The organism is Hydrogenophaga sp. (genome assembly GCF_050250835.1).
In the GTDB taxonomy this organism is placed as follows: Bacteria; Pseudomonadota; Gammaproteobacteria; order Burkholderiales; family Burkholderiaceae_C; genus Hydrogenophaga.
The window spans coordinates 52,745-67,446 of record NZ_JBFWNX010000007.1 but is presented as its reverse complement, the minus strand read 5'-3'; the positions used below and the strand labels follow the sequence as shown (position 1 = coordinate 67,446).

At 66.0% G+C, this 14,702-nt stretch carries 14 protein-coding genes; 1 reads left to right on the top strand and 13 read right to left on the bottom strand.

Annotated features, from left to right (window positions below):
* Positions 1-16: 16 nt before the first annotated feature.
* From AB7F11_RS11020 to AB7F11_RS10995, 6 genes are all read right to left on the bottom strand, one after another.
* On the bottom strand, positions 17-1,063 hold the full coding sequence (locus AB7F11_RS11020) for a branched-chain amino acid ABC transporter permease (RefSeq protein WP_428288392.1): 1,047 nt from the start codon (positions 1,061-1,063) through the stop codon (positions 17-19).
* Positions 1,063-1,935 (bottom strand): branched-chain amino acid ABC transporter permease, encoded by an 873-nt coding sequence (locus AB7F11_RS11015; protein WP_428288391.1) that lies wholly within the window; start codon positions 1,933-1,935, stop codon positions 1,063-1,065. The genes AB7F11_RS11020 and AB7F11_RS11015 overlap by 1 nt, the downstream gene beginning before the upstream one ends.
* Complete coding sequence (locus AB7F11_RS11010) at positions 1,932-3,794, bottom strand: AMP-dependent synthetase/ligase (protein WP_428288390.1); 1,863 nt, start codon at positions 3,792-3,794, stop codon at positions 1,932-1,934. The genes AB7F11_RS11015 and AB7F11_RS11010 overlap by 4 nt, the downstream gene beginning before the upstream one ends.
* Positions 3,787-4,575, bottom strand: coding sequence for an ABC transporter ATP-binding protein (locus AB7F11_RS11005; protein WP_428288389.1), 789 nt, complete (start codon positions 4,573-4,575; stop codon positions 3,787-3,789). The genes AB7F11_RS11010 and AB7F11_RS11005 overlap by 8 nt, the downstream gene beginning before the upstream one ends.
* Complete coding sequence (locus tag AB7F11_RS11000; RefSeq protein ID WP_428288388.1) at positions 4,572-5,402, bottom strand: ABC transporter ATP-binding protein; 831 nt, start codon at positions 5,400-5,402, stop codon at positions 4,572-4,574. Before AB7F11_RS11000 ends, AB7F11_RS11005 begins: the two co-directional genes overlap by 4 nt.
* Before the next feature lie 75 nt (positions 5,403-5,477).
* Positions 5,478-6,746 (bottom strand): NAD(P)/FAD-dependent oxidoreductase, encoded by a 1,269-nt coding sequence (locus tag AB7F11_RS10995; protein WP_428288387.1) that lies wholly within the window; start codon positions 6,744-6,746, stop codon positions 5,478-5,480.
* Between the two features lie 149 nt (positions 6,747-6,895).
* Here AB7F11_RS10995 and AB7F11_RS10990 point away from each other — a divergent pair, with 149 nt between their 5' ends.
* Complete coding sequence (locus AB7F11_RS10990; RefSeq protein WP_428288386.1) at positions 6,896-7,501, top strand: TetR/AcrR family transcriptional regulator; 606 nt, start codon at positions 6,896-6,898, stop codon at positions 7,499-7,501.
* A 16-nt stretch (positions 7,502-7,517) separates the two neighbouring features.
* On the opposite strand, the gene AB7F11_RS10985 is transcribed toward AB7F11_RS10990, so the two are convergent.
* The 7 genes from AB7F11_RS10985 to AB7F11_RS10955 are packed head-to-tail and all read right to left on the bottom strand — an operon-like array spanning position 7,518 to position 14,609.
* Positions 7,518-9,074, bottom strand: a complete 1,557-nt coding sequence (locus AB7F11_RS10985; protein WP_428288385.1) for an acyl-CoA synthetase — start codon at positions 9,072-9,074, stop codon at positions 7,518-7,520.
* A 20-nt stretch (positions 9,075-9,094) separates the two neighbouring features.
* The gene (locus AB7F11_RS10980) at positions 9,095-10,210 is read right to left on the bottom strand and encodes a hypothetical protein (protein WP_428288384.1); all 1,116 of its coding nucleotides are present in this window, start codon (positions 10,208-10,210) and stop codon (positions 9,095-9,097) included.
* 26 nt (positions 10,211-10,236) lie between these two features.
* Positions 10,237-10,695 (bottom strand): hypothetical protein, encoded by a 459-nt coding sequence (locus tag AB7F11_RS10975; RefSeq protein WP_428288383.1) that lies wholly within the window; start codon positions 10,693-10,695, stop codon positions 10,237-10,239.
* Positions 10,692-11,765, bottom strand: coding sequence for a phosphotransferase family protein (locus tag AB7F11_RS10970; protein ID WP_428288382.1), 1,074 nt, complete (start codon positions 11,763-11,765; stop codon positions 10,692-10,694). Before AB7F11_RS10970 ends, AB7F11_RS10975 begins: the two co-directional genes overlap by 4 nt.
* Positions 11,766-11,776: 11 nt before the next feature.
* Entirely contained in the window at positions 11,777-13,084 is a 1,308-nt protein-coding gene (locus AB7F11_RS10965) for a TRAP transporter large permease (protein WP_428288381.1), read from the bottom strand.
* 3 nt (positions 13,085-13,087) lie between these two features.
* A complete protein-coding gene (locus AB7F11_RS10960; protein ID WP_428288380.1) occupies positions 13,088-13,570 on the bottom strand; it encodes a TRAP transporter small permease in 483 nt (160 codons plus the stop codon).
* A gap of 7 nt (positions 13,571-13,577) precedes the next feature.
* On the bottom strand, positions 13,578-14,609 hold the full coding sequence (locus AB7F11_RS10955) for a TRAP transporter substrate-binding protein (RefSeq protein WP_428288379.1): 1,032 nt from the start codon (positions 14,607-14,609) through the stop codon (positions 13,578-13,580).
* Between the last annotated feature and the right edge of the window lie 93 nt (positions 14,610-14,702).

The following is a 14,702-nucleotide window of genomic DNA, read 5'->3' as shown; positions in this document are numbered from 1 at the left end:
AAAAAAGGGGGAAAGCTCAGTAGCGCAGGGGCCAGAAGACCCATGCGTGCCTGACGTCGTGCCAGATGCCGCGCAGGCCACGCGGGTCAAAGCGCAGGAATCCGATGATGGCCAGCCCATACAGCACGCTCTTGATTTCGTGGGCGCTGGTGGTCATGAGGTCTTGCAGGCGTCCACCCACCACCGCCACCAGCGAGCTGAAGACCTCGGGCAGCAGGACGATGAAGATCGTGCCGAACACCGCTCCCAGCACGGAGCCCAGGCCGCCGACGATCACGATGGCCAGGGCCTCGATGGACAGCAGGAAGGGGAAGCTCTCCACGCTGACGATGCTGAGGTACATGCCCATCAGCGCGCCAGCAAGCCCGGTGAGCGCGGCGCTGACCAGGAAGGCGAGCAGCTTGAAGCGCACCAGATTGATGCCCATGGTGCGGGCCGCGATGTCGTTGTCGCGGATGGCCACCAGTGCCCGGCCGATGTAGGAGCGTCGGAAGTTCAGCGTCACGAGCACGCACAGGACGCACACGACGAGGCAGAACCAGTAGAAGCGCTGGTCACTGGAGAGGTCGACACCCAGCATCGTCGGCCGCTCGATCATGATGCCGCGACCCGCGCCGGTGAACTTGCCGCCCGCCAGGATGGCAGCGGTCACGATGTAGCTGAAGGCCAGCGTCGTGATGGCGAGGTACAGGCCATGCAGGCGCAGCGAAGGAATGCCCACCAGCAGGCCGAAGACGGCGGGGACGACCGCCGCCATCACCAGCGCGAGTTCCGGCGGCAGGCCCAGCCTCGTCACGCCAATGGCGTAGGCATAGGCACCCAGCATGAGAAAGCCCACATGGCCGAGCGAGATGAGGCCGGTGAAGCCGGTCAGCACCGTGAGGCCCAGCACGCCCACCAGCGTGAACAGGATGATGGTCACGTACGACAGCACGAAGCTGCTCAGCACCAGGGGCGCAGCGGCCATGGCCACCAGCAGCACCAGGGTCCACACCTTGACCGCTGGAGAGTCCGTGAGGACGAGCAGGTCGCTGTAGCGTTGTTTGAAGTATCCGCTTCTCATCAGACTCTTTCGATTCGTTTTTCACCGAACAGCCCGAAAGGCCGCACCATCAGCACCACCAGGATCAGCACGAAGCCCGAGATCTCCTTCAGCGTGCTGGGCAGGTAGCCGCCCACCAGGTTCTCGAAGACGCCGATGATCAGACCGCTGAACCCGGAGCCAAGCACCGAGTCGAATCCCCCCAGCACGGTGGCCGGGAAGGCCTTGAGGCCGAGCTCGAAAACGGTGGGGGTCAGGCCGTAGATGACGGCGAACATCGCACCCGCCAGGCCGGCCAGGCCCGAGGCCGATGCCCAGGCCACCGCCTGCACGCGCGCGGTGGACACGCCCATCAGCCGGGCGGTCTTTTCATCGGCGGCCACCGCCCGCATGGCCACGCCAAAGCGGCTGTGGCGCAGAAAGAACCAGAAACCGGCCAGCGCCAGCAGCAAGGCCACGATCACACTCACCTGGCTCGCACGGATGCCGATGCCGGCGATGTCGAGAATGGTGTCGGCCCCGGCGACCTCGAACTTGTGCGGCGACGCGCCCCAGATGATGGTGACGATGGAGCGCAGCACCACCGCCAGGCCGACCGTGACCAGCACCACCGACAGCACCGGCTCCCCCAGCATGGGCCGCATGATGAGACGTTCACAGATCAGCCCCAGCAGAGCACCGACCACGATGGCGATGAACACCGTCGCAATACCGCCCGTGCCCAGGGTGACGGCCAGCGACCACGTGGTGTAGGCGCTGAGCATGCCCATTTCGCCCTGCGAGAAGTTGACGATGCCGGTGGCCTTGTAGATCACCGCAAAGCTCATGGCGACCAGGCCATAGATGGCACCGACCGCGAGGCCGGAAACCACCAGTTCGATGAAGTAGTTCATGCCCCGGCTCCATAGATCTGCTCGAGCTCGCGCGCGAACTTCTTGTTGATGAGTCCTCGACGGACTTTCTGCGTGGCGGTGAGCTCGCCGTCGTCGTGGTCGAGCTCCTTTTCAAGCAGCACGAACTTGCGGATGTTCTCCACCCGGGCAAACTTCGCGTTGACCTCGTCGACCACGCCCTGGATCAGCTCCAGCACCTCGGCCATCTGCGTCAGCGACTTGAAGGTCGTGTACTGCAGGTCGCGCTCGCCGGCCCAGCGCCCGACGCTGTCGAAGTCGATCTGGATCAGGCCGCCCAGGAACTTCCTGCCTTCACCCACCACGATGGCCTCGCGCACGAAGGGACTGTCCTTGAGCGCGTTTTCGATTTCCGACGGCGCGATGTTCTTGCCGCCGCTGGTGATGATGATGGCCTTCTTGCGGTCGACCACCGCCAGTTCGTCCGGCCCCCGTTTTTCCACGATGTCGCCGGTCGCCAGCCAGCCGTCGGGTGTGAGGATGTCGGCGGTGCCCTTGTCGTCAAACAGGTAGCCCTTGAAGACACCGGGCGATCGCACGATGACCTCGCCATCGTCCGCCACCTTCCATTCCACGCCTTCCATGGCCGGCCCGCAGCTCCCCGAAATGAAAGGCCGTCCCGGCACCTGCACGAAACACAGCCCGCCGGCTTCCGTGAGGCCGTAGCCCTGGCCCACCGGCAGCCCGATGACGTCGAAGAACCTCAGCGTCTCCGGCGAGACCGAGGCACCACCGCACATGCGGGTGTGGGTCCGGTTCAGCCCCATGTGGCGCTGCATGTTTCGAAACAGCAGCACGTACCACAGCGCGAACTCGATGCGATCGCTCCAGGCGACCAGGCGTCCGTGTTCGGCACGCCGGTCCGACAGGGCACGCCCGCGCTTCATGCCCACGCGGTAGATCCAGCGCTGCGCCCGCCCGCTGTCCTTCATTCGGAACTCGAACCCCTGTTGCAGCTTTTCCCAGATCCGGGGCACGCCGAGGAAAAAGGTGGGGGCCACTTCACGAATGTTGGTGGCCACCGTGTCGATGGACTCGGCGAAGTTCACGCAACCACCCGAGATGAGGTGCTGCACGGTGGAATAGGTGCGCTCGGCCACATGGCACAGCGGCAGGTAGCACACGGATTCAAACGGCTTGTCGGCCATTCGGCGAGCCACCATGTAGGCGTAGGCGCCATAGACAAAGTTGCGGTGCGTGAGCATCGCGCCCTTGGGCGGTCCGGTGGTGCCCGAGGTGTAGACCAGGATGTTCACGTCGTCGGGGACCAGCTGGTCGATGGCGGCATCCAGCCAGGCCTCAGCCTGCGGGTTCTGCCTCACGTGCTCGTCGCCCAGCGCCATCAGGTGGTCGAAGCCGTGCGGACGGCCCGGCGTGTAGCGGCGCAGGCCCTTCATGTCCACGCAGAAGATGTGTTCCAGGTGCGGCAGGCCGTTGCCGTTGTCCATGGCGTCGAGCACCTTGTCGGTCTGCTCCTGGTCGCCGGTGATGGCGAGGCGTGCCTGGCAATGCCCGGCGATGTATTGCACCTCGGGCCAGGGGTTGGTCGGGTAGATGCCCACCACCTGCACGCCGATCATCTGGGCGCCGAGGTCGGCATAGAACCATTCGGGCACGTCCTCGGCGGCGATGATGATGCGGTCGCCGCGCTTCAGGCCCAGCTGGGTCAGGCCGAATGCCACGCGCCGGGCGTCGCGGTTGTAATCGGCCCAGGTGCGGCCGCGCCAGATGCCCTGCACTTTTTCGCGCAGCGCCACCTTGTCACCCAACTGGCTCGCCTGGTGGCGCAACAGTCCGGGCATCGTGGCCTCGCCACGGATGAGCTTGTCGTGTTCAAGCATGTGCCGCCTCCTCGCCCAGGTAGGCCTTGAGCACCACCGGGTTCGCTGCAATCTCGGCGGGTGTTCCCTCTGCGATCAGCGAGCCGAAATCCAGCACGTAGACGCGGTCCGACAGGTCCATCACGACCTGCATGTCGTGTTCGATCATCAGCACCGCCACGCCGAACTCGTCGCGAATGTCCAGCGTGAATCGCGCGATGTCCTCCTTTTCCTCGCGGTTCATGCCGGCGACGATCTCGTCGAGCAGCAAGAGCCTGGGTTCGCAGGCCAGGGCGCGTCCCAGTTCGACGCGCTTTTGCTGGCCGTAGGCCAGTTGCGACACGGTCTTGTCGCGCAGTTCCTCGATCTCCAGGAATTCGATGATCTGCTCGACCTTTTCGCGCGCGGCGATCTCCTCGCGGCGCGGACGGCCGAAGTAGAGCAGCGATTCCAGCACCGAATAGCGGAAATGAATGTGGCGACCCACGAGCAGGTTCTCCACCACCGTTCCATGGCGGAACAGCGCCAGGTTCTGGAACGTGCGACCGATGCCCAGGCCGGCGAAGTCGGACGATTTCAGCTTCGCCACGTCCTTTCCTTCGAACAGGATCTGGCCATCGCTAGGCGGGAGCACGCCACTGATGAGGTTGAAGGTGGTGGTCTTGCCGGCGCCATTGGGACCGATCAGGCTCACGATCTCGCCGGGCATGACCTTGAGGCTGACCTCGTTCACCGCCTTCACGCCGCCGAATCGCTTGGAGACCTTGCGGACCTCCAGCACGGGTTGCACGTGGGCGTTCATGACAGCCACCTCTTGCGGCGTTTGTAGTGCTTGACGTCTTTCATGTGGGTGCGGCCCGCCTGCGAGGACAGACCGAGGTAGAACTCGCGCACGTCCTGGTTGCGGCGCAGCTGTTCGCTGGTGCCGTCCAGCACCACGCGGCCGTTTTCCAGGATGTAGGCGTAGTCGGCGATCGCCAGCGCGCGGCTTGCGTTCTGCTCGACCAGCAGAATGGTCAGCCCCGCGGTCTCGCGCAAACGGCGGATGCTGTTGAAGATTTCGGTGACGATCAGTGGCGCGAGCCCGAGCGAAGGCTCGTCCAGGGCGAGCACCTTGGGCTGGCTCATCAGCGCCCGGCCGATCGCCACCATCTGCTGCTCGCCCCCCGAGAGGTAACCCGCGATCTGCTTGCGCCGGTCCGCCAGGCGGGGGAACAGTTCGTAGACCTGGTCACGCGCTTCGGCCATGCGGGCCGTGCCTTGCAGATGGGCGCCGACAACCAGGTTCTCGTCCACCGTGAGCGTGGCAAAGAGGCGGCGGCCTTCGGGCACCTGCACCATGCCGCGCCGCACGATCGAGGGCGCCTCTGCGCGTTCGATGGCCTCGCCGAACAGCTGGATGGAGCCTTTTTCAATCTCGCCGTCTTCGGCGTCGAGCACGCCGGAGATGGCCTTGAGCACGCTGGATTTGCCGGCGCCATTGGAGCCGAGCAGCGCCACGATCTGGCCGGGGCGAACCTCCAGCGAGACGTCGCGAACGGCCTCGATCGCGCCGCCGTAGACGATCTGGATGTTGTGCACGGCCAGCGCGGGCGGTGGTGCGGAAGTCGCATCGGGTGGGTTGGTCATTGTCTTGATAATTAGTCCGTCGCGTCGGTCTTTGAATTGGGCGAATTATGGGCTGAATGGGTCGGGCAGGACCACCTAGGGCTTACCCGTAACCGCGGTGGATTCGGCGAGAAGGTCCTTGAGGGGAACGGATTCATCCGACAGGCGGTCGGCATCCAGCGTCAGCGCCTGCGCGAGCGCGCGGCGCACCTGCATGAAGTCACCGGGCCGGTTGACGGCATCGACCGCCAGCACTCGTTTCCCCTGGAGGTAGAACGCGCAGAAGCTGCGCGCCTGAGGGTTTCCCCGCACCACGCAGCGGTCGTGGCCTTGCGAGAGGCCTGCCATCTGCAGCTTGAGTTCGTATTGATCGGACCAGAACCACGGCACCGTGCGGTTGGGCCTGGGTTTGCCGCACAACCACGAGGCGGCGGCACGCGCCTGCTCCAGCGCATTGGGCACGGACTCCAGGCGCAGCTGACGGTCGTACAGGGCATGGTGCTGGAGCGTGCAGTCGCCAGCGGCCACCACATCGGGATCGGCGGTGCGCGACAGGTCGTCCACCGGAATGCCGCCATCCTCGGCCAGGCCGGCGTCGCGCGCGGCTTCGATGTTCGGCAACATGCCGATGCCGGCCACCACCAGGTCGGCCTGCAGGCGCTGGCCGTTGCTGCACTGCACGGCGACGATGCGCCCACCCTCGCACTCCACGCGGGCGAGGCCGGTGTCTGTCAGGATCTCCACGCCGGCCTCGCGGTGCACGGATTCGTAGAAGCGCGAGACCTCGGGCCCTGCCACCCGCGCGAGCACGCGCGGCTGGGCTTCCAGCACGGTGACCAGCGCGCCCTGGCCGCGCGCGGAAGCGGCCACTTCCAGCCCCACGTAACCGCCGCCCACCACCACCACCCGCGCGCCGGGACGCAGCACCGCGCGCATGCCATCGGCATCGGCCAGCGTGCGCAGGTAAAACAGGTTGGCAGGTGGATGTTCGGGGTCGATGCCTTCGCACACCAGGGGCCGGGGCCGGCCGCCGGTGCACAGCGCGAGCTTGTCGTAGGCCAGCACACTGCCGTCGGCCAGCGTCACGCGGCGCGCGGCGCGGTCGATGGCCACCAGCCGCGCGCGCTGCATGCGCTCGATGCCTGCCGCTTCGTAGGCGGTCGCCGGCCGCAGCGCCAGCGACTCCACGTCCGTCTTGCCCAACAGGTAGGCTTTGGACAGCGGCGGGCGCTGGTACGGCACGCCGGCCTCTTCGCCCAGCAGGACGATGCGTCCGGTCCAGCCGCCCTGGCGCGCGGCCACGGCGAGCTCGCTGCCCGCGTGCCCGGCACCGACGATGAGCAATCCGCAGTGTGGTGTCTCCATGCTTACCCTGATCTGTTTCGGCCGGATGTGCTTTATAGTCCGACCCGTCGGTCTAACTATAAGGACATTGAGGCTGGCGCGCAAGGGTTGTCGGCACATGTCCGGCAAATCAGGGAACATGGGGCCACCATGGCCACAGGAGCAGGACGATGACGCGAGCACGCGCCGAGGATTACGAGGACAAGAAGCAGGCGATTCTGGACAAGGCCGCCGCGCTGATTGCCCGCAAAGGGTTCGAGGTGGCCACCATGATGGACGTCGCCAAGGCCTGCGGCACGTCGAAGTCCCACCTCTATCACTACTTCCCCAGCAAGGAAGACCTGTTGTACGCCATCGTGCACGAGTACATCACGCGCCAGGCTGCTGAGCTGGCACGCATCGTGGCGCAGCCGTTGTCCGCCGAGCAGCGGTTCGAGCAGTTCGTGGACAGCTTCATCCAGGGCGCGGCCCGCGCGCGCAACGAGCACCTGATCCTGATGAACGACATCAAGCTACTTCCCAAGCCGCAGCTGGAAAAGGTTCGCAGGATGGAGGTGGAGATGACGGAGCTCATGGAAACCCTGCTGCGGGAGATGAACCCCGGGTTCATGGCCGAGAGCCAGCTGAACAAACCCTATGCCCTGCTGCTGTTCGGCATGATGATCTGGACCTTCTCCTGGTACCGGCGCACGGGTACGATCACGCCGCACGAACTGGCTCATCGCATTTCAGAGCTGTTCGTGCACGGCTTCAAGGCGCTGCCGACCGATCCCTGAGCGCTGGCGCCGGGTTTCAGTTCACCGAGCGCTTGCGGTCCTTCCAGTACGGTTCTCGCAGCACGTTCTTCATGATCTTGCCGGCGCCCGAGAGCGGCAAGGCATCGCGGAACTCGACCTGCCGCGGGCATTTGTAGTTGGCGATCAGGCGGTGGCAGTGCGCAATGATGTCTTCGGCCGTGGCGGCTTTGCCGTCCTTGAGCGTGACCACCGCCAGAACCGCCTCGCCCCAGCGCTCGTCCGGCACACCGATGACGGCGCATTCGCGCACCGAGGGGTGCGCATGCACGGCGTTCTCGACTTCGCGGGAATAGATGTTCTCGCCGCCACTGATGATCATGTCCTTCACGCGATCGACGATGTAGACGAAGCCGTCTTCGTCCATCCAGGCTCCGTCGCCCGTGTGCATCCAGCCGTTGCGGATGGCGGCTGCGGTGGCCTCGGGCTTGTTCCAGTAGCCCAGCATCACCTGCGCGCCGCGCACGGCGATCTCGCCGGGCGTGCCCCGCGGCAGCTCCCGGCCTTCCGGGTCCACGATCTTCAAGTCCACCCCGTAGGAAGCGCGGCCGGCCGCAGCCCGCCTGGCCTTGCCGTGTTCGCCGTCGAAGTGAAAGCGCCACGGAAGGCTCACCGTCAGGGCCGCCGTCTCGGTCATGCCATAGCCCTGGATGAACTCCCACGAGGGCAGCTTCTCGATCGCTGCAGCCAGCACTGCGTCCGGCATGGGCGAGGCGCCGTACTCGCAGTACCTCACGCTGGTGAGGTCGTACCGGTCGAAGTCGGGATGGTTCAACATCATGTTGATCATCGTCGGCACGAAAAGCACGTAGTTGATCCGGTGCGTCTGGATCGCCTCGAAGGCCAGCAGCGCGTCGAACTTGGGCAGGCACACGTGGGTACCACCGGCCAGGGTCAGCGCGAAGGCGGGCGACGCTCCGGCCAGATGAAACAGGCCCGCCGAATGCATGTACACCGTCTGGTCCGAGAAATGCAGCGTGGCGATCCAGTTCACCGAGGCCGCGCAGAAGTTGGTGTGCGAGAGCATCACGCCCTTGGGGTGGCCGGTGGTGCCGCCGGTGTAGTAGATGCCGCAAAGGTCGTCGCCCTGGCCACACTCGTCGGGCATGGGGGACGAGCGCTCGATCAGGGCCTCGTAGCCCTGCATGCCTGCCGGCGTGGGGCCCTCGCCCATGTAGACCACCTGTGCCATTGCATGGCTCGCCAGCAGATCGGGCACCTGGGCGGCAAAGGCATCGTCTACCAGCAGGCCCGCGCATTGCGCATCGGTCAGGCTGTAGACGTTTTCCGGAATCGCCCAGCGCGTGTTCAGGGGCACGAGGACCAGGTTGGCCCATGCGGCGGCAAAGAACAACTCGATGTAGTTGTCGCTGTTGAGCGCGAGCACGGCCAGCCGGTCGCCGGGCTGCAAGCCCAGGCCACGCAGGCCGGCCGCGAGCCGGGGCACCCGGTCGCCGATCTCACGCCAGCTGCGCTGGCGGCCGTTGTAGATCGTGGCGGGGTAGCGGTGCCGCGTCTGCACCGCGCGATGAAGGGCCTGCGTCAGTTGCATCATGGCGGCGCTCCTGCCTGGGCCTAGAGAGCGGGAAAGCGCTGCGGCGCGGCATAGCGTGCAAAGCCCTCGGCCACGCCGTACTCACTGATGCCCATGCCGCTCAGGCCGTCCGTGGTGACACGCACCACATGGTCCGAGAGCGTGCGTGCGCGCTCTCGCGTGAGCGCATCGTCGAGGTCCCACACGTCGTGCGCCTGGGCATAGGGTCCGCGATCGTCACCGTGGTTCCAGCCGCCAAAGCCGCCGTACAGCCCCCCCTTGAGATAGAAGCGGATGGGCAGCGGTTCGAGCTGGAGCACGCGCGGCGGACCTTCCTCGAAATCGAGTTGCAAGGTGGCGCGCGCCATGGTCTGGCCCAGAGGATCATCGGCCCACTCGATGTCGTGACTGGCCGAGACCGCCTCGCGTTTTCGCACGCTGCCATCGGTCTGCCGCACGAATTCCGCACCCGACAGGTAATAGGGCTTGCCGGCCTCGCGCTCCTTCATGAAGATGGACACGCCCACGCTGTCGCACTGGAACATCGACCAGGTCCAGAAGAAATTGGAGTGCTGCTGCATGGGAGGTTTGGCGAAATCGGTGCGCATCTCGGAGCGAATGCCCCAGGAGCGGTCGCGCTGACCCCACCAGGTCGCTGGCTCCAGCAGGTGCCGCTGCCCCTCCACCACCAGCCAGCCTCGGTAGCGGCCCAGCTGCGCGACGCGCGCCAGGTCCTCTTCCACCTGTCCCTTGCGCTCGCGAAAGCTCTGCTTTTCCTGCGCGGCGGGAAAGCTGGCTTCGAAGGTGATGTCGAACGACACGCCCGAGCCGTTGTCCTCCAGGGTCAGTCGGTGCCGCTGCTGCCCTTCCACCATCTCCAGACGCAGCGGTCCCACTGCAGTCTCCAGCGGGTTGTGGCCCAGCTGGCGCGAGGCGCGGAAGTTGTGCTGCCGGCGACCCACCGTCACGCCCGCAAAACAGTCCATCACGCCCCGATTCGGGTAGTAGCCCAGCCCGATGTCGATGAGCAGGGGCGTGCCGTCCACGGGGTGCGCTGTGTACCAGTAACGCTCCGTGAAGCGCGGGTCGCCGTTGCCAGCCTGCGCGAAGGTTCCGGAAGTCTGGTGGCCCAGCAGGTCGTCTTGAGAGGTGAGCATGGATTGCCTTTCAGGGTGGGACAGGCTCACGGGCGGGCCGCCGCGGTCATGGCGCCGAAGTCGGTGAGCGGTATCAGCTTGCGCTGGACGAGGAGTTGTTCACGCAGGGCCTGGCGCAGGATGGCGTCGAGCTCGTCGCGCAGCGGCGCTGGCAACGTCTCCCCGGCATCGAACAGCCAGTCCGTCAGTTGCATCACGCGGGCTTCGGCGGCCTGCAGGTCGGCAGCAGGCGCCGGCGCTGCAGGGGGCAGCTCGACACCCGCCAGCGCCAACCGGGCGGCAAAGGCGGCGCAACCTTGCGCGAGCACGCTGGCCTGCTGAGCGGCGGCATCGGGCGACCACACCGCCATGCGCTCGACCTTGCCGAGAATGTCCAGCACGGCGGCCAGTTGCCCACGGGCATGGTCGGTGCTCAGCTCGGGGCGAACCTCGTCGGCCAGGCTGCGGCGCAAAGCCTCGATCAGCTGCGAGAGCTCGATGTTCATGCGGCGACCTCCGTGAGCAGGCGGTTGAGTTCCAGCAAGGTGGAGGCAAGCTGAAAACCCATGGACGCCATGCGCACGTCGCGCGCCCGGCCCGTGGCCACGCGCTGGGTGGCGCCCATGAGCATTGCGGCACTCTTGAACAGACCCAGGATCTCGTAGTAGCGGATCACCTCCGGGCGCAGGCGAACCCCGCTGCGTTCGGCATAGCGTCGGCTGAAGGCCTCGCGCTCGATCAGGCCGCCGATGCGCGGCGTACCCGCAGCGAACACGCGAAGACCTGCCCATGCAATGTCCTCCAGCGGATCACCGGCATGCACCAGTTCCCAGTCGAGGATGGCGGTGATGTGACCACCCTTCTGCAGGAAGTTGCCCACGCGGAAGTCGCCATGGACGATGGTCACCTGCTCGGCCACCGGTGCTTCGCGCTCCAGCCAGCGCATCGCGTGGTGCATCTGCGGCGGCACGTGGATGCGCGGCACGTCCAGCAGGCCCGCATGGCGTGCCCAGTGGCGCACCTGCTGGCGCGCCACGGTGTCGGGCGAGGCATCGGGCCAGAGCCGGTCCAGTGACGAGGCGCGCCAATCCACGCGGTGCAGGGCTGCCATGGCATCGGTGAACTCGCGCGAAAGCGATTCGTTCTCGGCGGCATCGCGCTGCTCGGCGTTGCCTTTCCAGGGCATCGGCGTGTCACCTTCGACACGCCCGGCAACGAGAAACGGCGCGCCGATGATGCGGTGATCGTCGCTGTAGGCGTGCATTCGGGGCACCGGGAGACCAGGCACCGTCTTCAAGGCGTCCAGCACACGGAATTCCGGCTCTGCCACGTAGGGCGCCAGCAAGCCCCGTGGGTCGCCAATGCGCAGGATCAGCGCCAGCGACTGGTGGCCCTGCGGTCGCTGCACATGGCAGGTGCAGCCCAGCGTCACCCAGGAAAAACCGGCAGGAAAGCGTTGCCACCCCTCCAGGCGAACCGGCGCGGACCACGTCGCCTGCAGAAAGGCTTCGAGTCGGGGCCCCAGTGTCTCGGGCGACAGGTCCAGAGCGAGTGCGGGAAGGGAGAGGTCGGTCATGAGAGACAGGATCAGCCCGTGACCGACTTGAACATCAGTTCGGGCAACCACAGCGTCACCGCCGGCACGGCGGCGATCAGCAGCACGCGCAGCAGGTCCACCACGATGAAGGGAATCACGCCGCGGATCACCGTGGTCATGGAGATGTCGGTCATCACGGACCGGATGACGAAGAGATTCACACCGATGGGTGGCGTGATCAGGCCGATCTCCACCACCACCACGATCAGGACGCCGAACCACACTGGGTCGTAGCCCATGGCCATGACAATGGGAAAGAAGATCGGCACCGTCAGCAGGATCATCGACAGGCTCTCCAGCACGCAGCCGAGCACCAGGTAGACAAGCAGCATCAGCAGCACGACTCCGAAGTCCGACAGGCCACTGCCCTGCACCACTTTCAGCAGCCCTTCATGCACGCCGGTGATGTTCACGAACTCGCCGAACAGGGCGGCGCCCAGGATGATGCCGAACATCATCGCGGAGGTGCGTGCGGTGTCGGCGAAGATCGCGTAGATGTCCGCCAGCCTGAGGTTGTGGCGCGTCAGCGCGAACAGCAGCGCCGCCACCGCGCCAATGCCAGAAGCTTCGATCGAGGTGAACACACCACCATAGATGCCGCCCATCACCACACCGAAGATCACGAGCACCGGCCACAGCGAGCGCAGCAGGGCGAAGGTGTCCGTTTTCTCGGCCTCGTCGGCCAGGGGCGCCACCGAAGGATCGCGCCACACGCTGTACTTCACCGCCGCCATGTAGCCCAGGATGGCGATGAGGCCGGGCACGATGCCCGCTGCAAACAGCTTGCCGATGTGCGTCTGCGTCGCCACGCCGTACACCACCATGATGATGGACGGCGGAATGAGAATGCCCAGGGTGCCGCCGGCGGCGACGGCGGCCGACGACAGCGAGTCGCCATAGCCCAGGCGACGCATCGACGGAATGGCCACCTTGCCCATGGTGGCGGCCGTGGCGACGCTGGAGCCACAGATGGCGCCAAAGCCGCCGCAAGCGGCCACGGTGGCCATGGCCAACCCGCCACGGCGGCGCCCAATGATGGCCTGGGCAGCCCGAAAGAGATCACCCGAGATGCCGGCGCCGGCAACCAGGTTGCCCATCAGCACGAACAGCGGCAGCACGATCAGGGTGTAGGCCAGTGTGGAGTCGCGCGTGATGTTGGCCACCATGCTGAGCGCGGGTGTCCAGCCGCTGAGCACGATCACGCCGCCAAAGCCGACCAGGCCCAGCGCGGTGGCAATGGGCACCTGCGCCAGGATCAGCGCGAAGGCGATGAAGAAGCCGACGAGCGTGGCGGTCATGCGTCAATCCACCGCCGTGCCCTGCGCGGGCACTTTGCGCGGGACCGCAGCCAGGAAGGCGAACGCGGACACCACCGACAGCGCGCACATGCCCCACAGCACGTAGGCCGTGGGAATCTGCAGCAGCGGCGATGCATCGCCATAGCCGGCGGAGCGGATCGCCTGGCGCGCAGTGCAGAAGGCGATCACCCCGAACAGGGTGGCGCCCACCAGCCCGGCCAGCGCGCGCTGCGGTGCCCGCAACGCGCGCGGCAACGGGATCAGATCCACCGTGATATGGCTGGAACGCAGCGCCAGCACGGGGTACAGGGCGAAGATCAGCACGGCCAGCACCACTTCCAGCAGTTCCGTGCCCCAGGGCAGGGGCCGGTTGAACAGGTTGCGGCCGACCACGTCGACGAAGACCACCACCATCAGGATGAACAGGGCAACGACACCCGCGCCTTCCAGCGCGAGCACGAACCTGCCGTGTGCCCGTTTGGCCACCTTGGTCTCACTTCGCCGCAGCGAAGTCAGCGCGCAACTGGTCAATCAGCTTCTGGGGATCGGCCACGCCCTTCTTCTTCACTTTCTCGACCCAGTCCTTCTCGATGGGTTGCAGCGTTTTCTTCATCTCGGCCACCACCGGTTCGGAGAGCACTTCCACTGTGCGGCCCGCCTTGCGGATGGTGTCGAACGCCGCCTTGTCTCCCTTGGCGTAGGCGCGGCCGATGTTCGCCGCAAAGACATCACCCGAGATGCGGGTGATGGCGTCGCGGTCCGCCTGGCTGATCGACTTCCATTTGTCCTCGTTGATGCCCAGCACCAGCACGGTGTTGTAGAGCGCACCGGGCACGACGGTGGCGTGGGGCACCAGGTCGGTGAGCTTGTAGGCAGGGATGGATTCCGGTGGCATGAAAGTGCCATCGAGCACGCCCGAGGACAGCAGCTCGTAGGTTTCGCTCACAGGCTTGGAAACTGGCACGGCGCCCAGCAGTGTCAGCGCCTGGGTGGCACTGGCTTGCGGACTGCGGACCTTCAGACCTTTGAAGTCGGCCAGCGCCTTGATCGGGCGCACGCGGTTGAAGATCTGGCCCGGCGAGACCACATAGACGGACAAGGGATGCACGCCCTTGAACTCGTTGTACGACGCCAGGTGCTTGCGGTAGAAGCGGTCCACCACCGGCGCCAGCTTTTCCGGGTCATCGCCCATGAAGGGCAGCTGCGCCACTTCCAGGATGTCGAAGCGATTCGGCGTGTAACCGGGGATGAACACCACCAGGTCGGCCTGGCCGTCACGGGCCACGTCGAACTGCGCGGGGACGGTGCCCACGACCTTGGGCAGGGTGTCGATCTTCACGCGCCCCTGGGTGACCTTCTCCACCTCCACGATCCAGGGCTCGATCACCTCCACGCGCATGGCCTGGCCCGCAGGCAGCCAGTTGGAGTATTTCACGGTGGTGGTCTGTGCCGAGGCGCTGGCAGCGCCGAAAGCGCAGCCAGCCACGGCCAGAGCAGCGGCCAGACATCGAAGCGAGTGAATCATGGCGAGTCTCCTGGAGGAATGATTGGTGGGGTGCCGGGGCCTAATTAGACCGACGCGACGGTCTATATTAAGGTCAGGCCACCCGGATCGTGC